Source organism: Enterocloster clostridioformis (assembly GCF_020297485.1).
GTDB classification, from domain to species: domain Bacteria; phylum Bacillota; class Clostridia; order Lachnospirales; family Lachnospiraceae; genus Enterocloster; species Enterocloster clostridioformis.
The window spans coordinates 317,196-339,326 of record NZ_JAIWZC010000002.1; the positions used below are offsets into that span (position 1 = coordinate 317,196).

The 22,131-nt window shown below is 55.7% G+C and carries 28 protein-coding genes; 2 read left to right on the forward strand and 26 right to left on the reverse strand.

Features of this window, described 5'->3' with window-relative positions:
- Positions 1-25: 25 nt before the first annotated feature.
- From LA360_RS28680 to LA360_RS28725, 10 genes are all read right to left on the reverse strand, one after another.
- Positions 26-970 (reverse strand): Mu-like prophage major head subunit gpT family protein, encoded by a 945-nt coding sequence (locus LA360_RS28680; RefSeq protein ID WP_003499855.1) that lies wholly within the window; start codon positions 968-970, stop codon positions 26-28.
- 24 nt (positions 971-994) lie between these two features.
- Entirely contained in the window at positions 995-1,393 is a 399-nt protein-coding gene (locus tag LA360_RS28685; RefSeq protein WP_003499853.1) for a hypothetical protein, read from the reverse strand.
- A complete protein-coding gene (locus LA360_RS28690) occupies positions 1,393-2,463 on the reverse strand; it encodes a phage protease (protein WP_003499850.1) in 1,071 nt (356 codons plus the stop codon). Before LA360_RS28690 ends, LA360_RS28685 begins: the two co-directional genes overlap by 1 nt.
- A gap of 135 nt (positions 2,464-2,598) precedes the next feature.
- Entirely contained in the window at positions 2,599-3,342 is a 744-nt protein-coding gene (locus LA360_RS28695) for a phage head morphogenesis protein (RefSeq protein WP_003499848.1), read from the reverse strand.
- Positions 3,335-4,885 (reverse strand): DUF935 domain-containing protein, encoded by a 1,551-nt coding sequence (locus LA360_RS28700; protein WP_003499846.1) that lies wholly within the window; start codon positions 4,883-4,885, stop codon positions 3,335-3,337. Before LA360_RS28700 ends, LA360_RS28695 begins: the two co-directional genes overlap by 8 nt.
- A 51-nt stretch (positions 4,886-4,936) precedes the next feature.
- Positions 4,937-6,709 carry a phage terminase large subunit gene (gene terL, locus LA360_RS28705; RefSeq protein ID WP_003499844.1) on the reverse strand — a complete coding sequence of 591 codons (1,773 nt, stop codon included), beginning with the start codon at positions 6,707-6,709 and terminating at the stop codon, positions 4,937-4,939.
- A complete protein-coding gene (locus tag LA360_RS28710) occupies positions 6,699-7,262 on the reverse strand; it encodes a phage protein Gp27 family protein (protein WP_003499843.1) in 564 nt (187 codons plus the stop codon). The genes terL and LA360_RS28710 overlap by 11 nt, the downstream gene beginning before the upstream one ends.
- Positions 7,262-7,576 carry a hypothetical protein gene (locus LA360_RS28715; protein ID WP_003499841.1) on the reverse strand — a complete coding sequence of 105 codons (315 nt, stop codon included), beginning with the start codon at positions 7,574-7,576 and terminating at the stop codon, positions 7,262-7,264. The genes LA360_RS28710 and LA360_RS28715 overlap by 1 nt, the downstream gene beginning before the upstream one ends.
- A 3-nt stretch (positions 7,577-7,579) precedes the next feature.
- Entirely contained in the window at positions 7,580-7,903 is a 324-nt protein-coding gene (locus LA360_RS28720; protein WP_225537837.1) for a hypothetical protein, read from the reverse strand.
- A 10-nt stretch (positions 7,904-7,913) separates the two neighbouring features.
- Complete coding sequence (locus tag LA360_RS28725) at positions 7,914-8,351, reverse strand: hypothetical protein (protein ID WP_003499834.1); 438 nt, start codon at positions 8,349-8,351, stop codon at positions 7,914-7,916.
- A 183-nt stretch (positions 8,352-8,534) separates the two neighbouring features.
- Between LA360_RS28725 and LA360_RS28730 the strand changes: the two genes are divergently transcribed.
- Complete coding sequence (locus LA360_RS28730) at positions 8,535-8,717, forward strand: hypothetical protein (RefSeq protein WP_044910910.1); 183 nt, start codon at positions 8,535-8,537, stop codon at positions 8,715-8,717.
- Between the two features lie 20 nt (positions 8,718-8,737).
- Here LA360_RS28730 and LA360_RS28735 read toward each other — a convergent pair whose 3' ends face one another.
- From LA360_RS28735 to LA360_RS28795, 13 genes are read right to left on the reverse strand one after another with little or no spacing between them, the layout of a single operon-like run.
- Positions 8,738-9,061: a Mor transcription activator family protein gene (locus LA360_RS28735; RefSeq protein ID WP_003499833.1), complete on the reverse strand. Its 324-nt coding sequence runs from the start codon at positions 9,059-9,061 to the stop codon at positions 8,738-8,740.
- Between the two features lie 15 nt (positions 9,062-9,076).
- Positions 9,077-10,450, reverse strand: a complete 1,374-nt coding sequence (locus tag LA360_RS28740) for a glycoside hydrolase family 25 protein (protein WP_003499832.1) — start codon at positions 10,448-10,450, stop codon at positions 9,077-9,079.
- Positions 10,447-10,692: a hypothetical protein gene (locus LA360_RS28745; RefSeq protein ID WP_003499831.1), complete on the reverse strand. Its 246-nt coding sequence runs from the start codon at positions 10,690-10,692 to the stop codon at positions 10,447-10,449. The genes LA360_RS28740 and LA360_RS28745 overlap by 4 nt, the downstream gene beginning before the upstream one ends.
- 13 nt (positions 10,693-10,705) lie before the next feature.
- Complete coding sequence (locus LA360_RS28750; RefSeq protein WP_003507803.1) at positions 10,706-11,080, reverse strand: hypothetical protein; 375 nt, start codon at positions 11,078-11,080, stop codon at positions 10,706-10,708.
- The gene (locus LA360_RS28755) at positions 11,037-11,540 is read right to left on the reverse strand and encodes a regulatory protein GemA (RefSeq protein WP_003499829.1); all 504 of its coding nucleotides are present in this window, start codon (positions 11,538-11,540) and stop codon (positions 11,037-11,039) included. The genes LA360_RS28750 and LA360_RS28755 overlap by 44 nt, the downstream gene beginning before the upstream one ends.
- Positions 11,541-11,543: 3 nt before the next feature.
- Positions 11,544-12,098 (reverse strand): MT-A70 family methyltransferase, encoded by a 555-nt coding sequence (locus LA360_RS28760; RefSeq protein ID WP_003499826.1) that lies wholly within the window; start codon positions 12,096-12,098, stop codon positions 11,544-11,546.
- A gap of 31 nt (positions 12,099-12,129) precedes the next feature.
- Positions 12,130-12,651 (reverse strand): host-nuclease inhibitor Gam family protein, encoded by a 522-nt coding sequence (locus tag LA360_RS28765; RefSeq protein ID WP_003499823.1) that lies wholly within the window; start codon positions 12,649-12,651, stop codon positions 12,130-12,132.
- Positions 12,572-12,904: a hypothetical protein gene (locus tag LA360_RS28770; protein WP_044910911.1), complete on the reverse strand. Its 333-nt coding sequence runs from the start codon at positions 12,902-12,904 to the stop codon at positions 12,572-12,574. Before LA360_RS28770 ends, LA360_RS28765 begins: the two co-directional genes overlap by 80 nt.
- A gap of 19 nt (positions 12,905-12,923) precedes the next feature.
- Positions 12,924-13,895: an AAA family ATPase gene (locus LA360_RS28775; protein ID WP_003507806.1), complete on the reverse strand. Its 972-nt coding sequence runs from the start codon at positions 13,893-13,895 to the stop codon at positions 12,924-12,926.
- Positions 13,896-13,908: 13 nt separating this feature from the next.
- On the reverse strand, positions 13,909-15,990 hold the full coding sequence (locus LA360_RS28780; RefSeq protein WP_225537838.1) for a Mu transposase C-terminal domain-containing protein: 2,082 nt from the start codon (positions 15,988-15,990) through the stop codon (positions 13,909-13,911).
- 19 nt (positions 15,991-16,009) lie between these two features.
- Positions 16,010-16,219, reverse strand: a complete 210-nt coding sequence (locus tag LA360_RS28785; protein ID WP_003499817.1) for a helix-turn-helix domain-containing protein — start codon at positions 16,217-16,219, stop codon at positions 16,010-16,012.
- 51 nt (positions 16,220-16,270) lie between these two features.
- On the reverse strand, positions 16,271-17,398 hold the full coding sequence (locus LA360_RS28790; RefSeq protein WP_003499815.1) for a hypothetical protein: 1,128 nt from the start codon (positions 17,396-17,398) through the stop codon (positions 16,271-16,273).
- Between the two features lie 27 nt (positions 17,399-17,425).
- On the reverse strand, positions 17,426-17,587 hold the full coding sequence (locus LA360_RS28795) for a DUF6906 family protein (RefSeq protein ID WP_166433712.1): 162 nt from the start codon (positions 17,585-17,587) through the stop codon (positions 17,426-17,428).
- 143 nt (positions 17,588-17,730) lie between these two features.
- Here LA360_RS28795 and LA360_RS28800 point away from each other — a divergent pair, with 143 nt between their 5' ends.
- Positions 17,731-18,207: a helix-turn-helix domain-containing protein gene (locus tag LA360_RS28800; protein ID WP_003499814.1), complete on the forward strand. Its 477-nt coding sequence runs from the start codon at positions 17,731-17,733 to the stop codon at positions 18,205-18,207.
- A gap of 647 nt (positions 18,208-18,854) precedes the next feature.
- On the opposite strand, the gene ltrA is transcribed toward LA360_RS28800, so the two are convergent.
- From ltrA to LA360_RS28815, 3 genes are all read right to left on the reverse strand, one after another.
- On the reverse strand, positions 18,855-20,015 hold the full coding sequence (ltrA, locus tag LA360_RS28805) for a group II intron reverse transcriptase/maturase (RefSeq protein ID WP_225537849.1): 1,161 nt from the start codon (positions 20,013-20,015) through the stop codon (positions 18,855-18,857).
- Positions 20,016-20,572: 557 nt separating this feature from the next.
- Positions 20,573-21,223 carry a GntR family transcriptional regulator gene (locus LA360_RS28810; RefSeq protein WP_057572480.1) on the reverse strand — a complete coding sequence of 217 codons (651 nt, stop codon included), beginning with the start codon at positions 21,221-21,223 and terminating at the stop codon, positions 20,573-20,575.
- A gap of 102 nt (positions 21,224-21,325) precedes the next feature.
- Positions 21,326-22,090, reverse strand: a complete 765-nt coding sequence (locus LA360_RS28815) for a 4Fe-4S binding protein (RefSeq protein ID WP_022202791.1) — start codon at positions 22,088-22,090, stop codon at positions 21,326-21,328.
- Positions 22,091-22,131: the final 41 nt, after the last annotated feature.

The window sequence follows — 22,131 nt, forward strand, 5'->3', positions numbered from 1 at the left end:
TCCGCCTCCTTTCAGGCCCGGCCCGTTATGCGGTCGGGGGCTCACCGCCGCCCGAGGCCGGAGGCGTCTCCGGGTCGGAGCCGTCCGAGCCATAGGCCATCTGCCATAGACCATAGCCCGCATTGTCCCGGCTGTCCGCGCCGTAAACATACTCGGCCCGCATAAAGACATTCTCGTCGGTCTCCCCGGTGAGCTGGTGGAACTGTACTTTTTTGCGTTCCTGAAAAATGAACGGCTTAATCGGGCGCTTCGTACAAAGTAAATACCACGAGTTTTCATTCTTCCCGGCGAGCTGCGTCGCGACCATGAGCTCCGCCGTGCCCTTGTCGGTGTTGGTCGTGCCGTTGATCTCGTCGGCGAGGAGGATTTCCTTCGCGACGTCCTCGTTCGCGGGGGCGACGATCAAAAGGTCGGGCACGAGGTTTAAGCTGTCGCCGTTCTCGTCCACGAGGGACATGATCGCCTTGCGCGCTGCGCGGTAGGCTGCACGGCTCAGACGGGCGGTTCCCTTGTTGCTGTAACTCTTTGCCTTCTTTCCGTCCCCGACGATATGGTCGGAAGCGAAGAACGCCTTCCCGTCGTAACACTTATTCACGAAGCCGCCCGGGAGCAGCTTGAAGACGAGCTCGTCGGGGTGCTGCTTCGCGCTCTGGCCGATGCTCTCGACAATCGGCTTGTAAAGGCCGATCCGGTCGTCCTCGATGTCGCTGCGGGGCACGCTGACCGTGAGCTCGAAGTCCTTATTCTTGATGGTGTAGTCCGACGCGCTGAGGTTCTGAATCTGGCGGTCTCCAATCCATTCCCTCATGTGCGGAATCTTTCCGAGCCATTTGTAATTTTCCTCGCCTGTCTCGGAGGGCACGAGGGTCGCGATTCTCTGCCACAAGGTTTCATTCTGCTCGAACGCCTTTTGAAAGATGACCTTAAAGCTCGTGTAAATGCCCCGGAGGGCCTGCTGATTAACAATCATGTGTGTTTACCTCTCTTTCTCCCGTTATCGGGTCTCAACCGCGACGCCGTCGTCGCTGACCGCGATGACCTTGCCCGCCTTCGAGCTGCCTGTGCTGGTCGCCGTGACGGTGCAGTCGTCCACGATGTAGCAATCCTTCAGGACGTGCGCCGCCGTGACGCTGCCGTCGTTATCCCATACGAACACGCCCCGGGCGACCTTGACCGTGATGTCGCCGTCCGCGCCGCCTGTGTTGTCTGCGAACCTCTCGGCCCGGCCCGCTGCGGTGAGGCTCGTGCCTTTCGCTGCGGCCTTCGCGTAACCGTCCGCGCCAATTACTACGAGGGAACCCTCGTAAATCTTTACGCCCGCCGCCACGGGGAGAACGAGGAACCGTCCGCCCTCCGCGACTTCCGGGGTCTTTCTGCCTCTCTCAAGTGCCATTATTTATCATCCTTTCCGAATCCGTATTTTTTGAGGTCTTCCTCACTGACGCCGAGCATTTTGCAAATCTTCAGCGTCTCCTCGCTGGTCTGCTGCGGGGCCTTTCTGCCGTCCGGCTCGACGCCGAGCTCGCCCATCGGGACGACCTGCGGGGCCTTCTCGACGAACGCCTTGAAGCCGTCCGGGTCTTTCAGGGCGTACTCGGTCGCCCATTCCTTTTGAGCTGCCGCAATCTTGCCCGCCTTCAGCGCCACGAGGACGGCGTCATCCGCCTCCTTGCGCTCGATCTTTTCCTTCAGCGCGCGGAGCTCCGTCTCCGGGACGAACCCCTTCGGCTGCTTGAGCGCCATAATCGCCGCCGCGACATCGTCGGTTTTAGCTCCGGCCTCAAGGCCGAGCAGACCACAAACGACCTTGTTCGCGACGACCTTGCCCTCCTCCTCGGGGGGCTGTTTCTGCCCGGCTGCGTCCTTGAGCTGCTTCGCCTCGTTCAGCGCCTCGCCGAGCTTCTGCATGACCTCCTCCTCGGTGGCTTCTTCGCCGAGGCCGAGGAGGGCCGCGATCTTTTTGAGCAATTCATTCATAGTGTTGTTTCCTCCTTCTTTGTTGTCGCTGTCCCCGTAGTCCTCGAGGCCGAGCGAATTGATAATCGGGAACATCCCGTCGATTGCCGGGGTATTCGTGAGCGCCGCCGAGTGCAGCATCGTCGCCCTGTTGTCCCTGCCCACGAGCACGACCGGGGAGAGGTAGCGGTATTCTTTATTTTTGAGATACTGCCGGGCGGTGTCCGTCCATTCCACTTTAGCCGCGATCGCTCCGTCCTGAAGCACGAGCTCCTTGATCCAGCCGCCCGCGGGGGCCTGAATGTCTTTGAGTGTCTGGTGCTCGTAGTCGATGACGATGTCGACGCCGTGCTGCTGCATCTGTGCTTTCATCGCCTTGAAGCTCTCCTCGTCGACCTCGAAGTCCCCCTTCTTTGTGCTGACATGCCCGAGGGGGAGGAGCTTCACAATCTCAGGGGCCCCCTTGAGCTCCGATTCGCCCCCGCTGAGGGCGAAAAATCCTTTCATTCTATCACTCCATTCCTTCCTTGCTTTTAGAATCGCTCTGAACGGCGTTATCCCGCGTTATAACGGCGTTAGAAGATTGACCCCGTCCGTTTATCCCCCGGGCCCCTAAAATCCGTTGTAGGGGCTTCTATGGGCTCATTTGCTGCTCCCGGACTTTTGCCGTTTCTGGTATGCCTTCACGAGCGGCTCCGGGTAGCCCTTTAAGTCGGGCTCATACCTGACCTTTGCCGGATTCGTCCCAAAGTGCGGGTCGGGTATGACATGGGTGAAGCGCCCATCCGGGAGCTCTGCCTGAGCGGGAACACTGTCCTCCACCTTGAGCCCCATCTGCTCCACCTGACGCCGTGAGAGTGTCCGCACGGTGCAGCGGCATCGGAACCCGTTCGGCGGGAACCATGTGTCCCATACGGGGGAATCTGCCGGGAAGACGCGCCCGTCCATCGCAAGGTGCGAGGGCCGTGTGCTCCTGTCATTGACGGCGTCATACTGCCAAAAGGGGCGGAGCTTTAAGACGCCCGGGTCTGTCATCTGTTCATAGTGTCCGACCTGATAGGCCGTTTGTGTGTTCGTGCGGAAGATGTTGTCGGCCTGAAACGGTGTTACGCCTTCGTAGCCCTTCTCCTCGAGGAAGCTGTTCATCCGGCTTCGGAAGCTCTCCATCGTCTCGCCGTCCTCGATGGCTCCGAGGAGCTCGTCGTAGAACTTCTTGAGCACTTGAACGCTCGTATAGCCTGAGACGGTGAAGGCAAGCCCCCGGTATTCCTCCGCGATCTTGTAGAACTGCCCCGGAGTAACCGGGACACGTTCGCCGAAGTAGCGAACGGCTTCCTCGAAGGCGGGCTCCTCGTTCCTTGTGATAATGCTCTCAATGTCATCCAAGCTCGACCGCCCTCCCCTCGAGGTCGGCGACAATCATCGCCCTCTGAAGGAGCTCCTCAATGTCCCCGGCGTCCATCTCCCGGAGCAGCGCCTCGGCGAGCTCCTCGTCCTCGAGCTGCCGCTTCAGGTCTTCAAGAGTCTCCGCGTTGTCAATTAACTTGAGAACCGGGGAGAAGAGCTTCCCGAATTTTCCCGCGCTGGCCTTGACCGCCGTGTCCGCAATCTTATCGACGCGCTGCTGCGGGTCTGCCCTCGGAGCCGGGCCCTTCAGGGCGACCTCCCGGCCCGCATCCCATTTGAAGGGATAGGCCGGAGCCGCTGGCTGCGCTGGCGTTGCGATTTCCTCGCCGCCTTCCGGCTTCGGGATAGAGAACTTCTTGTAAATGTAGCTTGTCGGAACCTTGAGCCCGGTCTTTTCAATCAATGTGCCGAGAATGTTCGCCGTCTGCTCGAGGTCTTCCCCCTCCTCACAATCGAAACGGAGGTAAGGAATCCGGCGGTCTTCACCGAAGTTAAAAAGCACGAGAGGACGGATCAGGTCGCGCCTCAGTGTAGCCGCGAGCGCCTTGCAATCCGCGACTGTGAGGTCGTGCCGGACTTCGTTATGTGTCTTTGACTGCGCGAAGCTGCCGCCGCCACTGTCCGACGTGAGCGTCTGCCCGAGGACTGCCTTGCTGATCTGCTCGTCGCAATAGCGCGCGAGCCTCTCATATAAGTCGGTCGTCGAGGTCTTGTCGCTGTTCTTGAACTCGATTTCTGTGCCGTCCGGGATAATGCCCGCCGCGTCTGTCCCAATCTGGACAAGAGCCTCCATGAGCGCCTTTTTGTCTGCCTCGCTTGCGCCCTGTGCGTACTTGCCGAGGCGGAGCGGCATCCCGAACACTTCGCAAAAACTGACCCAATCCTTGAGGTCGTAATTTTTGAAGAGGTAGCACCACGCGACGACCCTCAGCACGCCCGCCCGGGCCGGATGCCCGGAGCGCGCCTTGTAGCGGTGGACGATAAACTTATTCTCCGGGAGGAGGATTCCCTCCGGGGCGTCCTGCGTCCTGACCTTGAAGTCGTCCTCGTCGTCCCAGAAAAACCGCTTTTGATGTCTGCATCGGATGTCGTTGACCGTTGTCCGGCCTTCCTCGAATCCCCACATGATTTCGGAGACCGCGATGCCCTTGCCGACCGCGTCGAGGAGGTCGAGCATGACGTCCTCAAAACTCTCGATACTGTTGAGCTCGCTCTCGATGAACTCGGCGATCTCTTTGTCACGCTCGTCGTCGCTGTCGAAGGGAATGACCTCATAGTCGAGGCCCGTGACCGCGTTCTTGCGCGTCTGAAGCTGTGAAAAAAGGTGAGGGTCTTTCTCCTCCATTTCCTCGAAAAGCTCCGCCTGACGCATGATGTCCCCGGCGTCTGCCTCCTTGAAGATGTTCGCGAGGCGCTGCGGCGTGAGCCCGTTCGACGGATAGCTCGAATATTTGTCTTGTATCTGTGCGACCGCGACCTCATGGAAGTCCGGCCTCCTGATTGCCGGGGCCGGGGCCTTCATCGCTTGCCGTTGCTGTTTGTTCTTCTTTTTACTGCTCAATGCCTCGCCCCCTTAATATCCGCCGTGCCTGAATCTGAGGGCCCGGCTGATGACTGATTTATAATCGACTTTTGTCCCGACTGTCACGCTCCGCGCAAGTTTGACCGCCATCTCGAGGCCGTCCGGCGCGTCGTCGTGTGCTCCCATCGGGTACTCGGACATTTGCTTCAGGAGCTCCTTGTGACGCTTCGAGAATTTGATGTAGCCATTCTTGACGAAGGGCTGCAAGCTCTGAATCCTGACGTCCTTGTTCTGTATGCTTTTGATCTCCTCGATCGGGAGATATTCCCCGGCCTCTGCCGAGCGTTGAACCATGATGTCCTTGAAATATGCCTGAAACTGTACCGTTTCGACGCCGAACTTCGTGAAGGGCTTTTTATACTCCCGCTTGAGCCTCCGGCTCGTTTCGATTGCGTCCTCGATGATAACGTCCGGCTTGCGCCTCTCCACGGAGGCGATGACAACGTACATATAGCCGCTTTTGGTGTCTAGCGCGAGCCCGATGATCGAGCTCGTGTCGCTCTTGCGTGTCTTGCCGAGAGAGGGGTCGTTCGCGCCGATGAAGAGGAACCGCCCCTCGCTGAAGTCGGGCGGAACTTTTCCGTCGTCATCGTAGAAGTCAAACCACTCCTCGTTAAATGTGCAATTCTCCGGGTCGATCGGGTCGTTCTGTATCTCCGAATTGAAGGACGCCTCGCCCTCCGATATACGGATAACCATGAGGTCGTAATAGGAGAGCTTCGCCTCCCATAGAACCTCGGCCCCCTCGAGCATTTCTTCCCGGTTTGCCTCGAAGAACGCCTTCGCGTCCTCTTGCCGGGCCTCGTTCGAGAGGTCGGTGTAGATTCGCTCCCATGCGTCCCATAGCTCCGTATTGACCGCGAAGCTGATGACGCCCTTATACTTGACCGCCTTATAACTCGGATTCCGGGCGACATTGGCGAGTAGTGCGTCATAGTGGAGCAGCGTCCCGATATAGACGATGTCCGTGTAAGTGTCGCCCGCCTTGCTGACGGCCTTATAAAACCAGTTGCGGAGCTTCTTCCGTTGCTCGGTGGTGTTGACGTTCTCGTCGTTCTCGAGGTCGTCGCACAAAATGAGGTCGGGCCTCCATTGTTTATGACGCCGTCCTCTGATTTTCTTGCCCGCGCCGAGCGCCTCGATCTTCGTCCCGTTGGAGAGGAGGATGACGCCCGTCTTCCAGACACGCCCCTGAAGGTCTCCGAAGTCCTCCCGGATGGCTCCGTTCTCTTCGATTTCGGTCTTGATGTCCCCGAGGAAGCCTTCGGCCTGTTCCGTGCTGTCCGAGAGTATGATCTCATAGTGCTTGTAGCCGTAAATCCCGGCGTGAATACTGTCCTTGAAGGTGAAGGTCGTCGACTTCGCGTGACCTCGGGGGGCCTCGATTGCCCTTCGGCATCCCGGGGCCCGGTCGATCGCCTTCGCCTCTGCGAGCGGATTCTTGCCCTTGAGGACGCCCTCCGCCCATATCCGATCGAGCTCCCCGTGAAACTCCGGGGATTCCCGGACGAAGTAGTGCGGGAGATAGGCCCGCCCGAAGTATTCCAGATCGAACGCCCCGAGCTTCTTCCTGAGCCCCTTCTCCCCGGTGAGGGCCGCGCCCTGCCGATACTCCTGAAGGAGCTGCTCCCGTTCCTTCTGGCGGTCGGTTCCCCGGACGACATACTCCTCGAAGAGCGTCTTCTGATATTCCCGGTTTGCGACCGCCTCGCGGTCTTCCGGCTCCTCGAGCTTCTCGAGGTATTCGTTCAGATCAATCGCCATCCTTCAGCACCTTCTCCCTCGCCCGGCTGAGTATCGAGTGCAGTTCCTTCGCAAGCTCCGGGTCTTGTTTGATTGCCGCCATGAGCTCGGCCTCGAGCTGCTCAAACGCAAGCTCGGACTTCTTCTTCATGTCCTGCCGGACGCGCTGCTCATAGGTCTCCGTCCTCGAGAGGGAGGCAATCAGACGCCCCGCCTTGTCGAGCGGCATTTCCTGAAACTCCTCCTCGGCGGTGCTGACGCGCTGCATGAGGCCGTCCATGAGAACCATTCGCGACGCTCGAGTATAGTCAAGGCTCGGATTCTTTTCCACGGCTGCGGCGATTGCCTTCGTCTTCTCGAGGGTCTCAACGACCCGCTGCGTTGCCTGATTCGCCCGGATCGCATAGCGCCCGACCGCGCTCTTGCTGATCTCATAGCCCTCGGCCTTCAGCCATTCCGCGATTTCCTCATAGGTGTTCGACGTGTCGAGGAGCAGCTCGTCAAGCTGTTCCTTGACCTCCTCCGGGAGCTGCGTAATTTTCGAGGAGATTCGCGTGCGCCTCCGCTCCGCCATTAAACATCGACCCCCGGGTCGTCGGTTGTACCTTCGACGAGGTCGACCCCTTCCTTCGTGAGCTTGATGACCGCGTCTTTACGATAGGCGTTATAGGCTGTCACGCTTTTGTCGGTAAACGTGATATAACCGCCCTCCTTCAGATAATCGAGATGCTTCGAGATGTCCGGGGAAACGATCATCCCGTCCGCTATCAAGGCGTTTGTAATCTGCTTCACGAGAAGGGTGTTCTGAAAACCCTTGACGAGGGAGCGTACAATATAACCCCTGATCGCTTTGTTCCTGCCGACCTCGGCTTCGGTAAATTCGTCCATGCTTTACCCCTCCTTACTGCCGGAAAGTAGCCGATCCAACTTTCCGTTAATATCGCTCATTTGCTTATCGACGTTGTTCATTGTGCGGACGTAGTCTTCCCGGGTGACGTAGACGAAGGGGAGGTCGCTCTTTAGGTCGTCGAATTTCTCCTTCATCCGTTCCATCTCGGAACTGTGCCGCTCCTCGAGCCGCTTAATGTCGTCCGCATTGTGTTTGATTCCGTTCTTCAGCTCCGCGATGGAGTTTTTCACGCTCCACCCCACAAGCCCGAGGGCGATCGTGATGAGGGTCTGAAGGACGTACATAAGAATTTGACCCGCCTCCATGTGTTCCCCCTTACTGACCCGTCTCGGCCTTGAGCTCAAGCACCTTGACCTCAATCAGGTTCGAGAGATACTCGTCGAAGCTGCCGAGGTTCTGCGTGATGACCTTCTGAGCCTCTGGCCCGACTTTGCTCTTGATTTCGCTGAAGGCAATCTTCGAGAGCGAAGTGAGCTCCTCCCGGTTAGTCTTTCCGTCCTTTACGGCCTCCCGGATCGCCTTCGCGGTCGTCTGTTCGATTGCCCCGACCGTGACCCGTGCGAGGTTCTCCACGTCGTCGAGGGCGTCATCGAGCTGCTTCCTGAGTTTCTCGTCCTTGAGCTGCTTTGTTTTCTCGTCAAGCCACATGCCGCCCTTGCGGATGTAGAAGAGCCCGAAGGCCCCCAAGAGGGAGATGCCCCCAAGCGCAAGGGAAACGAGTACCTGACCCGCCGCTGTCTGAATTTCTACCATGATTTTTTCCTCCTTTTTGGAATTAAAAAAATGACATAGGAGCGTTAGCTCCTATGTCATAGGATAAGGGTGTTTCTGTGAAGTTTACATAGGAAGCAATTCTTAGATTTACTTCCGGGATAATATGGCTTGTGATTGACAAATAATTTTCTCAATTCTATAATAAAAAAAAGGAGGTTCTATATGGGAGATACTGAACAAAACACTGAGCAGTTTTGGAGGAAGGACAACATAATTTATGAGATGGGGGGACATTGGAATGATTATATGGAGCATCCATCTAACTCCTGTTTTCGTCTACCTCAACCAATAGCAATATGTAAAAAAAATGATAATACAGACGAGATAAAAGTCGTGGTTGATTAAGACCACGACTTTTATTAAAGCTATTTTTTTCGGGATAGCTCTTCGAGGTATTCAATGAGCTCCATTTGACCGGGTATGTCGTCCCCGCATATCTCCCGAACCCATCGCTCGGTGATGCCATACTTCCGCGCGAGCTGCGCGGTATTATATCCGTTGTACTCCTCCTTGATCTTCTCATAGAGCACGGGCCTCACGAAGCTATCGGCCTTCGGGATGTAGATGTTCGCCCCGCCCACGAGCTCCGCGAGCTTTATGAGATTACTGACCCCGATCTCTTCAGCGACCGTGTGCCATATGCCATCGGGAATCATTTCAAGCGTGAGCTTCTCGGCGAGTTTGTTCATCCTGCCCCTCCTTGCCTATTTCAGAATCCCAAACATTTTCGCGGCAATTCCCATGAGCTCGCCGACCGTGACCGTCTCATTCATGCGCCCGGCCCAATAGTCCGGGTCGGTGATAACCCCGGCCTCTGTGAGGGCCGTGAGGCCCTGCTGCTTCCAATCCGGGACGGGTGTCGGCTCCGGCTCCTTCGGGGGCTCCACGGGCTCGGAAACGGCCTCATAGGAGATGTAGGGACACTCAAGCCATTTGAGCCACTTCCGGGCAGAGAGCTTTGTCTGAACGAAGCCATCCCCGAACGTCCCGAGCGTACACTCAACGACCTCGCCGTTTCCCACATAGACGCCGATGTGACCCTCCATCCAGACACACACGCCCGGCCTTTCGGGTATGCTCCCGATGTCCCCCTTGACCTTTGCCGCGTCGAGCATCATTCCCGCCGACTTGTCGGTCGCGGCGACATACTTCACATTCCCGATGCCGCCCCAATAATAGGACTTAATCATGCCGACGCAATCGCTCCCGATGTAGCCCTTCCCGACGAGCGTCTTCAGGTGTACCACACGCTGCGCGCTGTAGTGGCCCGGGTACTGTTTCGCCGCCGCCTCAATGCGGGAGACTGTGATCTCTCTGCCAAACTCGCCCCACATGTAGGCGCTCGGTCTTCCGATTAAGCCCTTGCAATAGTCCGCGAGGCCCTGCCCGGTGAGCTCTGTGCCCGGGCCGGGAACCGGGGCCGGAGTGGAAGCTGCACCGAATCCGTTGAGGCCCTTCTTCCTGATAACGTCCGGGAAGTCATAATAGGCGACGTCGAGGTCAACGTTCCCGGAGATGCCCGGGACGCTGCCCTTGCTTGTGTGCTGCCACATGCCGAAGCTCCCGGAGTAGGTCGGGGCGCTGACTTCCCACTGTGCGAGCCATACGTCGAACCGCTTAATCTTCGCTGCGTCATACTTTGACGTAAGCCATGAGAGGTTAGAGTAAAGGCTGACGTAATAGCCCGCCGTCTCAAGCGCTCCGCAAAACGCGACAATCATGTCCGAGAGGACGGCCTTCCCGAGACCCGCCTGAGAGCTGTCCTCGAGATCAAAGGCGACGGGATAGGTGAGCTTTCCCTTGTAAGGCTCGAGGGCCTTCATGACCCATTCCGCCTCGGCCTTCGCGTCTGCGACGCTGAGGGCGTAGCTGTAGAAGTACACGCCGACCCCGAGGCCCGCCGCGAGCGCTCCCGCGATGTTGTCCTTGAATTTGATGTCATAGTCACACGGCCCGCCCTTCAGCTTTCCGCGCCCGAGGCGCATCATGACGAACGAGATGCCCGCGCCCTTGACCTGTGTCCAATTAATTGTTCCCTGCCATTTGCTGACGTCGATGCCCTTTGCAATAGCTTTCATTTTGTTTCCTCCTGTTCTTGTTTTGCCATCCTGCGCCGCTCATTCTCCTCCACTTTACGGGTGAGCTCGAGGAACTCCTCCATCTGCCGGAGGCTGACCGCCTCCTTTGCAAGGTTGAGCTCCTGCGCGAGCTGGTAGGTGTTCATCTTCTCAAGGAGCTGTCGCTCCTCCTGCTTCATCGGCTCCCCGAGCTTCTCGTGAGCCGCTGCGATCTCCCGGATCGCGAGTTGATAGGTTTTCATGTGCTGCTCCTTCCTACAATGACCTGATCGGGAGGACGACCTTGTCGACGTACTCCCCGATCGTGTACTGTGTCCGGCCCTCTGCTTCGAGGGCCTTCATGAACTTCTGTGTCTCGACTGCAATCTTCAGGAGCTTCAGGACGCCGACCTGTTCCTCGGAGACCCTCGGCATATCCTCCGAGACCATGCAGCCGATTGCCCTGCGGAGGTAAAGGTCGGCAGCGAAGACATCCATCTCCCCAAACTCCGCCATAACCTCCCGGGCGAACTTCTTCCGATTAAGCCGGGCCTTGTCTGGTGGGAGGATGCCTTCCTTCTGCATCTCCTTTTTGATACGGGCGTTCTCAGTTTTCTCTCGTTGAGTGAGCCGTTTCTTCTTCGTTGTCACTGTCTGCCTCCTTTGCCTGTTCGCGCTCGAGCATCTTCTTCAGGGCCTCGATCAACTTGTAGCATTGTGAGACCGTGAGCCATTCGATCCGGCTGACCTTGAACATCTTCAGAATGAACCCGTTGAGCCGGGCCGGGGTGTCATTCCATCCGAGCTCCTCCGTGAGCTTGTAGATTTTGCGCCGCTGCGCGACCGTCTGCGGATTGCCTCCCTCGTCCGTCCGTTTTCCCGGTTTAGGGGCCGGGGCCCGGACGCCGTCCTTCATCTGCTGAAGCACACGACACACTTTGTCGATCTGCCCTTGAGAGAGCTCCCTCATGTGCTGCTTGCCTGTTTCCCTCTCTATGAGGGCATAGAGGTCGGCTTCCTCGAGGGAGAGCTCCGGGCTCTTTGCAATAGCCCATATTGTACGGATGGAAGAGCGGGGGGCGGACGTGCGCCCCTGTTTTGTTGTCGCCATGTTTTACACCTCATTTCCCCAATAGTCCCACCCTTCAGCACGTTCCCGGGCGAAGAGCTCAATCTTCGGAGCGTCTCCGAATAGCTGCTCGATCCGCCTCCTGACCTCTTCAGGCTTTTCACTGTGCCGTTTCCTGACCGCTTCGACAAGCTGCTGCACGTTGTTCGCTTTCTTATATTGGAGCATCCTCCCCCTTGTTCCAAAAAGGCATAACTCGCAATTTTTAAGCGTCCATTGACTGAGATTCGATAGGGTCTTCCCGTTGATACTTACCTTCTTCCAGACAAACGCGACCGTCACATAACGGAACCCCCACGCTCTGAAGAGCTTGAGCGCGTCTTCGATGTGTGAATCCGTCGTCCACATAAAGAGCGCCGCGTCCTTTTCCGCAATCCTTCCGACATCCCATTCACACATGGAGGCCGTTTCCTCTGTCTGGTAAACTTTTTCAAGCGGGACGAATTTCTTCCCTAACGCTTCTTTGCTGCTGTACTTCCACGGCGGGTCGGCATATATGACCCGGTATTTTCGGTCTGTACTGAAGATGTCAACTTTCATTCTGTGTCTGTGCTGTCTCCTTTACTGTCCTTTACTGAATATTCCGGGAAGCCTCGAGCTTCTCCTGATGGGCCTCATACCAAAAGGCATCCTCCTGCTTCCAGCGCGCCCCGACCGCGATGACAATGTCCTCGCCCTTTTGCCGGAGGGCATCCTTGTTTACCTTCTCCTCGGTGATGATGCAGTCCGTGAGCTTCTTCACCTTCAGACGGCGGATAATTTCAGCGACAAGCCCTTTGTCTTTCGGAATCACGACCGACGTGCTCCTCCTGAACCCGGTCTCGCCGAAGTTGAGCGTCCGCGTTTTCTTACCTCCGAGCTCGTCACGATGCTCCGTGACGAACTCCTTGACGTCCTTCTCGAGCGTGCTGATTCTGTCATGGTGAGGCTTTGCCTCCTGCGCTGCCGTGATTTTAATGCCGTTAATCTGCTTGTTCATTTCGCCCTCAATGTCGGCGATCGCGATTTCCTCCTCAGCGATTTCCCGGAGCGCGGCATCTACTTCTTCCCACGTCTTGAAGACGGGGGCCTCTACAATTCTTTTTCGTCCCATTTTGGAACTCCTTTCTTGCTATGTGTTCGGGGCGCTGTGTCCCCGGCTGTTCATTTTCCTCCTCGACGGGCCCCTCCCCGTCATAGAGGACATACTGCTTTGTTACCATCATGAAAACCCCGAGGGGGAGGGTGATGAGCACGGCGGTCACGTCCCGGTCTTCCAGCGTCTCACCGGTGGAGGCGAGGAGCAGCATGAGGACGGAGATCACGACGAGGGCGAGCCCCATGAGCCGCTGTTTTATCATTTTCATTGCTTCGGCCTCCTGTCCGTTAGAGCATCATCATGTCGGACGCCTGAGCGATGACCTTGAGCGTGATCGTCGTTTCGTTGTTGGCGTTGAGAATCCTGATAATATTGTTCAGCGTCCGGTCGAAGAGACGGAAGCATCCCGTCTGACTGTTGCACGCCCGGGCCTTGAGCTCCTCGAGGGCGTCCCTGTCGATGTCGTAGCCGTCGAGGTAGCTCTCAACCTCTGCGCCCGAGAGCCCCTTCAGGGAGGCATAAAAGTCGACCCTGTTCGCGAAGCGGTTGAGGTAGGTCTTGATCTGCGCCTCGAGGCGGGGCTCTCCGGCGATTACGAGGCCGACGTCGGCCTGATCGAATATACCCCGGAGAATCTCCATCTTCTTCTGTGTATACTTGCTTATGAGCTTGTCGGCCTCGTCGATGATAATGAGATAACCCTTGTTGACGTTGCAAAACTCCCGGATGCCGTTGACCCGCTTCCAGATTGTGCCGTAGGAGGAGGGGATTCCGAGCGCCCGCTCAATCGCCTCCACAAGGTCGCGGCTGCTCATGGTGTCGTCACATTCCACATAGGCGACCCGGGGCATCTTTGCGTAATACTTGAGGGCGTAGGTCTTGCCGAATCCGCTCTTCGCGACCACGATGCCGAGGCCGATGTCCTCCTGTGCTGCGCTGCATACGCCGATGACCTTCTTCATGTCCCGGCTCTCGAAGATGTCCGTCCGCTTCTTTAGGAACTTCCGGGGAGCCTCCCCGGGAGCGCTGGCGTCAATTTCTTCGCCCTGCTCCCGAAGGTACTCGGAGAGCTTCCGCTCGAGGTCGCTCGGGTCGCTGTCATACTTGCCCGAGAGATAGCGGGAGATGGTCGTCCTTGAGTAGTTGATCTCGCGGGCAATTCCCGCGATGCTGCCTTTTGTGGCGGCGATATAGTTATTCACGCGCTCCGCGATCGTCTGCGTTTCGCCCGTGTAAATTGCTGCTGCTGTTGCTTCCATGTGTAAATCCTCCTTATCCGATTCCCCTCAGCTTTGAGAGGGCCGCTTCCGCTTTCGCGGTGATAAACTCCGAATCGCCTCCGGCCTTCGCGGTTGCCTTCCGCTTTGCCTCGGCCTCTCCCCGGAACTCCTTGTCGGTGGGGAGCGTGATGACCTTCGGCGTCTGGCTACGCTCCGATCTGATTGTAAGGTCGAGCGCGCCGACCGCCCGGGCCTTCCCGTCCCCCTCCTCAAGCCGGAGCTCGTAGGGGCGGCGGAACTCTTCGAGGGTCTCCCGGACTTCCTTGAGCTGCCGCTTCTGATTGCGGAGATGCTTCTCGAGGGCCTCCTGTGATACCTTCGGGGCAATCATGAGCAGCTCGGCGGAAACTGCCTCGCATATCTTCCGCCCGTCCCGGGTGTAAACGTAGAGCTTCGTCACGTCGTCGATGTCCCACTTGATACCGACCTTCTCACCGACGTACTTCGCGAGCTCGTAGTCTGTGTATAGCGTGCCGAACTTCATGATGCCCTGATTCCTGACGAGGGCCGTGTCCGCCTTCATGAGCAGCATCGCCGCATATTCCCGAGGAGGCGCGGCTTTCTCGTACCGCTGCCCGTGCTGGAAGAGCTCGATCGGTGTGACCCATTTCTCCCGGTCTTTCTTGAGACCGTCGTGCTCCCGCTTGTGATAGACCTCATTCTTCCAGCGCGTCCAAAGCTCAAAGAACTCCTCCATTGTGAGCAACTCCCCACGCTCGAGCATCTGCTTGACGTCCTTCTTACGCTTTGCCGAGGTCTTTGACCCGGTGAGCGTCCCGACGTAGCTGTCCATCCATTTTGTAAACAGGGAGCAGACCGTCCCGAAAAACCGCTCGATCTGACCCTTGCCCCACGGCTGATAAGGAAGCGATCGGCTCCATTCCTCGATTCCGATTGACCTGTAAAAGCCCTTCGTCTCACTGTCAAACGCGAGCTCTTTGCAAGCCCTTTCCTTGCGGCTCTGCCCGAGGTTGGTCTCGGCGGTGTAGTCCTTGCCGTTGTCAATGTGCAAGTGCTTCGGGACGCCGCCCGGCGTCGAGTAAAGCATCTTGACGAGGGATTCCTTCAGCGTTTGCGCGTTCGCGTCGATACACATGACGTCACCGAGAATGCAGCGCGAGCGGGTGTCGAGCCATGCGACCAGCTTCGGCCTCACGGCGGCGACCTTGCCGTTCGGGTAAGTAACCTGAACCCAACAATCGAACGTGTGCTCGTCGCCTTGTACGAACTCCATGACCTGAAGCGCGGAGACGTTTCTCTTGCCCTTAATCATCCGCTGATTCTTCCACTCCCGGGAACCGTTCGACGCGAGGAACCTCGCGCTCTCGCCCCGGAGGTCGTTCATGAGGTAAGAGACATATCGGGCGACGGTGGAATAGGAAGGACATCCCGACCATTCCCTCTCACGGGCGACCGCTGTGAACTTTGTGTAAAGCATCTCGACCGTTCCGAGGTTGCGGGCAAACCGTTCGTCAAACCATATATTTTCAATGAGCGCCCTCTGTTCGTCGGTGATAGAGGGGAATGTGTGCGAATCCCTCGGCTTCCTGCAAAGGGAGAGAGCTCGAAAATACTCGTAGTTTTTGCCCTCTTCCTTCTCCATCTTCAGGGCCCACGCGTTCGCCTCGAGGAGGCCCTCAGCGTAGCGATAGAGCGTTCTCTGACTGACCCCGAGCTTCAGGGCTGTCTCGTCGGCGTAGGCCGTGCGCTCCGCCTCGTCGTGCTCGACAAACTGCTGCACCTGTTTCGCAAGCTCGACCGCTTCGTAATACTGTTTCTTGTGTGTCTCAATGTACCAATTCAAATCGACGTCCACGTACCACGGCGTCGCGTTTACTCTCTGTTCTATGATTGCATCGCCTCCGTCCACCTTCTGCGCGGCCTTGTGTGCCCTCCTCGCCTTCGACGTGAGGGACGAGACCGCGACCATGACTTGATCCTTTCCGCCGCCCTCCCGGGGCTGCGACTTCGTCCTGAAGCCCCCCGGATTGCGTTGAATCCGTTTTTTCATTGTTTCATACACGACGCCTTCGAGAGCTGCCGCCTCTTCCAGCGTCACAAATACCTCCGACAATCTGCGTCCCTCCTTTCCGCTATGCTATGTACCGCTCAACGCGGGCCGGGTCTATCCCGAGGACTTCGATGATCTTCGGGATGTACTTCTTCCCGGAGCGGACGCCGAAAAGGATGTAGCTCAAATATTGCGGCGATGTGCCGACTTGCGAGGCGAGCTCGGTCTTCGTCATGTCTTTGTCTGTGAGTGCCTTCACGACGAGCTTGCCGAATGGGGTGAGATTCGTCATCGAATATCCTCCTTTCCTGTGATCTGCCTTAATCGGGTAGCCTCGGGCCCTCTACTCCTCGGGGGAGCCCGCCTCCTCGTTTAGCACCTTCACGGCCTCGAAGATGGTCTTCTCGTTTGGGTCGTCTCCGAGCCTGAGACAGAGATGCCGCTTTGCGGTCTCAGCGGTCTCTCCCGGCTGCTGGTAGGTCTTTTCCTGATATTCAAGCGTGAACATCCTGAGCGCTGCCTCCGGCTCTTCCGGGGCCTTTACAGAGGCGGGGGCCCTCCGCCCGTGCTTGTATTCCTTGACGGCATAATTCAACATGAACATTTTTTCAAGCTCGAGATACTTCCGCTTGAGCTCCATCTCGAGGAGCTTTCGAGGCCATCCCTCAACGCGGTCGATCTGCTCGTCAAGCTCTCGGCACATGTTGAAAATATTGAGATATAGGTGACAGTCATTCATCGGGCAATCCTTCGAGAGCTTGAGACCGAGAGCGTAGGTTTCCCGCGCTATGCCTCCGCCGTTCCCGATGTGTCGGAAAGCAGCCCGGGGCTCAGGGGGAGGCGTAAGTGCGGGAGCAGCGGCAAGCCGATTGACCTCACACTTTGCACAAACCGCGTCGAGCTCCTCCTGTGTGCGTCCGGGGATTCGCTCCTTACAAACCTTGTCGCATATGTAGGCGAGCAGCTCCTCCGGCTCTTGATAGAGCAGAAGCTCCTCCGGGCCGAAGGCGTTCGGGAGAACGAGGCAAGCATCGGAATCCAAAAGGCCGAGCTCGGTGAGGGCGACCTTGAACCCGTAAAGCTCATGTCGGGCCGTGTTCGCATTGACGCCCGGATAGTGCGGGCTCTTGATCTGCTCTTTGAGGCTCTTCGTCCATCCGTCGATCATGCTCTGAGGCTCGACTGTCACACGCTCGACGACCGTCTCCCCGGCCGCTTCAACGACTGCATAGGTCGAGGGCTGCTCGTTGTAGTCTTCCTCCGTGTAAAGGCCGCGAGCCATCTCGACGGCCTCCTCAATGGTTTCAATGTTGTCATACTCCATAGAGCCCCTGTCGATTTCGAGCTTGCCCGTGTAGAGCTCCTCGTCGATGACCCCATAATTTCCGAGAGCCGTGCCTTCCCATTCCCGAAGCTCCCGAGCGTTAAACTTCACGACTAAAAAGCCGTTGATTTTCTTCATCTTTCTCATGTTCTGCTGCTCCTTCCATTTCTGAATTTATCCAAGTTGCGGAATGACCCTCACTCGGTCAGTGTGCTTGTGTATGATGACGAGCTCGCCGTTCTGCTTCTGCCGGATGACGAGCCAATTCTCCGGGCTGAGGCCCGCCTGTCCGAGCCTGATTTTTTGAGCCCTTGTCGGCCTTTTTCCGTGTCTCAATTTCTCGCCTCCTATATCTTTTTGTTTGCATTTGTGGTATTCTTGACTTGATTAATTTTTTAATCTTATAATCATTATAATCTCCGTTCAGAGACTTGTCAAGAGATATTTCTCCAATCGGAGACCATAAAAGGAGGAATACTATGTCATCCCTTGTTGATAGAATTGAAACTAAGATAAAAGAAAAAGGGCTTAATTTTAAGCGTGTAGAGCGAGAATGTGGTCTCGGAAACGGAACAATAAAACGATGGGCCGAACAAAGTCCCCGTCTGGACAAGCTCGTTACTGTCGCCGAATATCTACAAGTCTCATTAGACTATCTCGTCTTCGGTAGCGAATCGGAGACTTCTCCAAACGGAGATAGCATAGATTTAGATACTTACAAAAAGGATCAAGGGCTGGCCTGTGATGGAAGCCCATTGTCCCCCATAGAGGCTGACCTTGTGGCGATGTTTCGCCTCTTGCCTCCGTCTCATCAAGAGGAACTTTTCGATCTCGTTTACTTCAAGTACAAACGAGCCGTTGAAGATAAAAAAGAATCTATCTACTCGACATACTTCGACGAGAACGGTGTAGAAGGCCGTATTGAAAGTGATGAGGAAAAAACAGGAACCGCTTAATTTTTTTGCTCTGTTTGATTAAATTTTTAATCTTTTTTTTGTCCCATTGGTTTGCACTAATAGACAAGCTCAAGAAAAGCCCGCAAACCCGCATAAATAAAGCAAAGGGACACTGTCCCCTTGTTTTGAGGAAAATGTCCCTTTGCTTTGCTATCTTTTTCTATCTGAAATGGCAAGCGCCGTAAACGCTGGCACGCCATGAGTAACGCTTTGTAACGTCTTCCGACGCGCCGATCGGCTGTAAAAAGTCCACGCCACGCACGCGATCGGGTCGATTTCCGCACGTTGTAACGCTCCGTTAGCACGCCGGGCCCCTCGACATCCGGGCCCCTGTCTGCTATACTATCATAAAGGGCCGTGAGGACGTCCTCTATGGTCTGCTGCTGTGACTTCCGGGACGCGCCGAGCGGCTCTTTTGCGCCTTGAAAACGGCGGTTGACGCGGTTTTCCGGGCATTGCGTGAAAAAGGTCGCGTCCGTCGATCTGCCGTCTAAGGGGCTTCGGACGCAAAAAAAGAGCGGCGTCGATTTTCTCGGCGTCGCTCGCATCTTTTTTGTCAAGGCGTTCGCGGGGCATCTCCCGTAAACTCGCATAAATACAAGGTTTTCTCGATGTCTCCCGGGTCGTCCCGCGTTATCCCGGTTTTGTCAAATACGTTGCACAGTCACAGCCGCATTTGGCGGCAGACCAAGTTTGATAAGATTCTTTTCCCTGTTCTTTGGCGTTTTCCAGTGTTTCCATATGCACATGCGCAGTCGATACCGAATCTGTCCGTCCATTTTTGCGCACAGCCTTTTCATGCTTCCGATTTTGAAATAATTTATCCACCCTCGGATAAGCCGGTTGAGTTTCCCAATTTTATAACCATTGCCCACTCCCCAGCTCCTGCTTGTATATTTCTTCATCTGCGCCTTGAACTTTGCTGCCGCTTTCGGGTGTGGTCTGGCTTTGTACCCTTTGGCAAATGAGTCATAGTAAAATCCAAACCCCAGATACTTAATGCCCTTTGGTTTATCAACCCTGCTCTTTTCCGCGTTCACTTTCAGTCCAAGCTTTTCCTCTATAAACCGAGCCACGCTCTTCATTACCCGCTCTGCCGCCTGTCTGCTCCCGACCATTATAATAAGGTCATCTGCATACCGGACGAAATCCAGCCTCCTTGCTTCCAGTTCTTTGTCCAGCTCATTTAACATGATATTTGCTAACAGCGGCGAGATATTTCCACCCTGCGGTGTGCCGACTACCGTATCTTCATACTCATCATCAATCATTACGCCGCTGACCAGAATCTTTCTTACCACCGATATGACATCTCCGTCCTTTATTGTCCGTCCGAAAATCGTCATCAGCTTGTCATGGTCTACTGTGTCAAAGAATTTCGCTAGGTCGATATCCACTATCCAGTTGTGTCCGTCATTCATCATTTCCAATGCTTTAAGGACTGCCTGCTGTGCACACCGCTTGGGTCTGAATCCATAGCTGTGGTCGTGAAACTGCTCCTCAAATATCGGGGTAAGCACCTGTGCCACCGCCTGCTGTACAAAGCGGTCTACTGCTGTTGGCACTCCAAGATTTCTTGTACCACCATCGGGTTTGGGTATCTCCACCCTGCGGACTGGCTTCGGCTTATACTTCCTCGTCCGCAACTGTTCCTTAATGTTTTCGCCGTTTTCCGAAAGATATGCGCCAAGTTCTTCAACGGTCATCCCGTCCACGCCTGCCGCTCCTTTATTCCTTACGACTTGCAGATACGCCGCATTTAGATTATCCCTGCTTAATATCTGCTCCATGAGACTGCTTGTGTCCATGCGTTGTTTCCTTTCTGCCCCTTTTGCCTTTGCCGCCTTTGAAGTCATCGACAGGCGTATGCTCCGGCTACGAAGTGGAACGTACTTCAACTGATTGATTGTTCAGCCCTTCGCTCCGTCCCCATTACAGGAACTTCCTCACTACTATGGCTTCTGCTGACTTCTCACAATTCGTTGTTACTACGGCTAATGAGACCGCCTGTGAGACCTCCCCAGTTAAGGTGCGTGTTCTTTTCCTCCATGTACCTGCCGCATTTACTCGTACTTCCGGCAACCTTTTGGACTTCAGTGCCTTTTGCCACCTTATCCGTATTTCCGAGCCTTATATGCGGTTCCTGTCCGTCAGGTCAGAGGTTTGCTTACAGCTTCTTTCAGATTCCGTCTCACGGCGGACACCCTTGCTGTTCGGCTATGTGCTTCGTTGTTGCCTACGCGCACTTGGGACTTTCACCCATTAGAAAACGCCCATGCTGGGCAAACAAAAAGGATGTAAAATTGACGTCATCAATCTTACATCCTTAACATTTATGCATTTTCCCGTATCCCGCGGCCTGCTCTCAAAGAGAATAATTCTCCTGAATCTGCTCTTTTACATTCAGTATATCCTTCTGGAGCATTTCAATGGCCCGCTCCGTATCACGTTTTTCCAGGGCCTCAATGATTTCCCTGTGGTAAAAGCTGTTGGATTCGGCATTCTTCTTCCAGGCTGTCTGGAAATATTGGGAAATATACGAGCAGGATTTTTGAAGGGCCGCGGCAATCACATCGCATATGTAACTGTTTCCACCCATCTCACAGAGCTTTAAATGAAAATCCGTGTTCCGGTTCCAATGGATGGCCACCATCCTCTCGTGGTTATCCTTTGTGATGGTGTCCAGCTGTCTTAAATGTTCTATCTGCTCAGGGGTAATCCTCTGGCACAGCCGCCTCAGGTTGCCTGTCTCCACATCAATTCTGAACTCCAGAAGATCCAGTATCTCCTTCAAGGTCACCGGAACCACCTGATAGCCCACCCTTGGTATACTTTTCAGTACATTATCCTTGCACAGCTCAATAAGGGCCTCCCGCACCGGCGATTTGCTCATGGCATACTTTTCCATGATTTCCCCTTCATGGATGATATCGTTAGGCTTATAGATACCTTCTTCTATCTCCCGGTAGATTCCCTCCACCACGGTTTCTTTCAGGGTCTTCTTTGTTTTCATCATCTTTTCTCCAATGCCTTCCCTTTTTTGTAAACCCGTTTTCCATCCTTTTACAAGTACATCTTAAGATTATAATCCGAAATGCACCGGGATTCAATAGGTGGATTATAAAAACAGCTCATTTTCCCGTCTGATATCCCTGACAGAAGAAAGCTTCTGCTCCAGCATGGCGCAGGCCTGCTCAGGCAGGCTTCTGGCCTTCACCGGACAGACGGAAATGCAGCGCATACAGAGGATGCAGCGGGACTGGTCCGTTGAGGAAGGATTGCTCACAGGAATGGCCTGTACAGGACATCTGGCAGCGCACAGCCCGCAGGATATGCAGGATGCGTTGGTAAGCGGAATCACCGGCATCTGCTTCCAGTCACGGTAAGGACAGTTTCCGGGAACCTGGGGCTCCTGCCAGCCGTCCCCTTCCAGCTTTTCCAGAATTTTGGCCGCAAAGTCAGCCATTTCCTTCTGGTCCCTGCCGTCCGGCCGGCCTGCCGCAACGTCCCGGACCATGGAGTGTTCTGCCAGCAGCGCTGTCCCTGCCCCAATCCTGAATCCCTGCGCCTTTAAGCAGTCGTCCAGTTCCAGCAGGGCGTCCTCAAAGGCCCTGTTGCCGTAGACAGCCGCCGTCACTGCCGCTGCCCCGCCGCCTCTCAGATATGTAAGCTTCTCCGCCGCATATCCGGGTATCCTGCCGCCGAACACAGGCACACCCACAATTACGGTATCCTCCGGTCCAAAGGAATACTCTCCCTCCAGGCTGCAAAGGTCCACATCCTTTACCTTCTTCCCCATCTCCATGGCCAGGCTGAGACAGGCTTTTCTGGTTCCGCCTGTGGGGCTGAAATACACAACGGTTATATGTTCCATCTTATTCATGCTGTTACCTCCGGAATTTTGTATATTCATTCGATATTCTA

Excerpts from the sequence above, each read along its gene's own strand:
- LA360_RS28715 (WP_003499841.1), bottom strand. The coding sequence starts at position 7,576 with ATGGACGAATTTACCGAAGCCGAGGTCGGCAGGAACAAAGCGATCAGG.
- LA360_RS28700 (WP_003499846.1), bottom strand. The coding sequence starts at position 4,885 with ATGAAGGCCCCGGCCCCGGCAATCAGGAGGCCGGACTTCCATGAGGTC.
- LA360_RS28680 (WP_003499855.1), bottom strand. The coding sequence starts at position 970 with ATGATTGTTAATCAGCAGGCCCTCCGGGGCATTTACACGAGCTTTAAG.
- terL (WP_003499844.1), bottom strand. The coding sequence starts at position 6,709 with ATGGCGATTGATCTGAACGAATACCTCGAGAAGCTCGAGGAGCCGGAA.
- LA360_RS28720 (WP_225537837.1), bottom strand. The coding sequence starts at position 7,903 with ATGGAGGCGGGTCAAATTCTTATGTACGTCCTTCAGACCCTCATCACG.
- ltrA (WP_225537849.1), bottom strand. The coding sequence starts at position 20,015 with ATGGACACAAGCAGTCTCATGGAGCAGATATTAAGCAGGGATAATCTA.
- LA360_RS28760 (WP_003499826.1), bottom strand. The coding sequence starts at position 12,098 with ATGAAAGTTGACATCTTCAGTACAGACCGAAAATACCGGGTCATATAT.
- LA360_RS28725 (WP_003499834.1), bottom strand. The coding sequence starts at position 8,351 with ATGGTAGAAATTCAGACAGCGGCGGGTCAGGTACTCGTTTCCCTTGCG.
- LA360_RS28685 (WP_003499853.1), bottom strand. The coding sequence starts at position 1,393 with ATGGCACTTGAGAGAGGCAGAAAGACCCCGGAAGTCGCGGAGGGCGGA.
- LA360_RS28775 (WP_003507806.1), bottom strand. The coding sequence starts at position 13,895 with ATGGAAGCAACAGCAGCAGCAATTTACACGGGCGAAACGCAGACGATC.
- LA360_RS28755 (WP_003499829.1), bottom strand. The coding sequence starts at position 11,540 with ATGGCGACAACAAAACAGGGGCGCACGTCCGCCCCCCGCTCTTCCATC.
- LA360_RS28765 (WP_003499823.1), bottom strand. The coding sequence starts at position 12,651 with ATGGGACGAAAAAGAATTGTAGAGGCCCCCGTCTTCAAGACGTGGGAA.
- LA360_RS28790 (WP_003499815.1), bottom strand. The coding sequence starts at position 17,398 with ATGAGAAAGATGAAGAAAATCAACGGCTTTTTAGTCGTGAAGTTTAAC.
- LA360_RS28810 (WP_057572480.1), bottom strand. The coding sequence starts at position 21,223 with ATGATGAAAACAAAGAAGACCCTGAAAGAAACCGTGGTGGAGGGAATC.
- LA360_RS28730 (WP_044910910.1), top strand. The coding sequence starts at position 8,535 with ATGGGAGATACTGAACAAAACACTGAGCAGTTTTGGAGGAAGGACAAC.
- LA360_RS28770 (WP_044910911.1), bottom strand. The coding sequence starts at position 12,904 with ATGAAAATGATAAAACAGCGGCTCATGGGGCTCGCCCTCGTCGTGATC.
- LA360_RS28745 (WP_003499831.1), bottom strand. The coding sequence starts at position 10,692 with ATGAAAACCTATCAACTCGCGATCCGGGAGATCGCAGCGGCTCACGAG.
- LA360_RS28800 (WP_003499814.1), top strand. The coding sequence starts at position 17,731 with ATGTCATCCCTTGTTGATAGAATTGAAACTAAGATAAAAGAAAAAGGG.
- LA360_RS28735 (WP_003499833.1), bottom strand. The coding sequence starts at position 9,061 with ATGAACAAACTCGCCGAGAAGCTCACGCTTGAAATGATTCCCGATGGC.
- LA360_RS28740 (WP_003499832.1), bottom strand. The coding sequence starts at position 10,450 with ATGAAAGCTATTGCAAAGGGCATCGACGTCAGCAAATGGCAGGGAACA.
- LA360_RS28710 (WP_003499843.1), bottom strand. The coding sequence starts at position 7,262 with ATGGCGGAGCGGAGGCGCACGCGAATCTCCTCGAAAATTACGCAGCTC.
- LA360_RS28785 (WP_003499817.1), bottom strand. The coding sequence starts at position 16,219 with ATGACGAATCTCACCCCATTCGGCAAGCTCGTCGTGAAGGCACTCACA.
- LA360_RS28815 (WP_022202791.1), bottom strand. The coding sequence starts at position 22,090 with ATGAATAAGATGGAACATATAACCGTTGTGTATTTCAGCCCCACAGGC.
- LA360_RS28690 (WP_003499850.1), bottom strand. The coding sequence starts at position 2,463 with ATGAAAGGATTTTTCGCCCTCAGCGGGGGCGAATCGGAGCTCAAGGGG.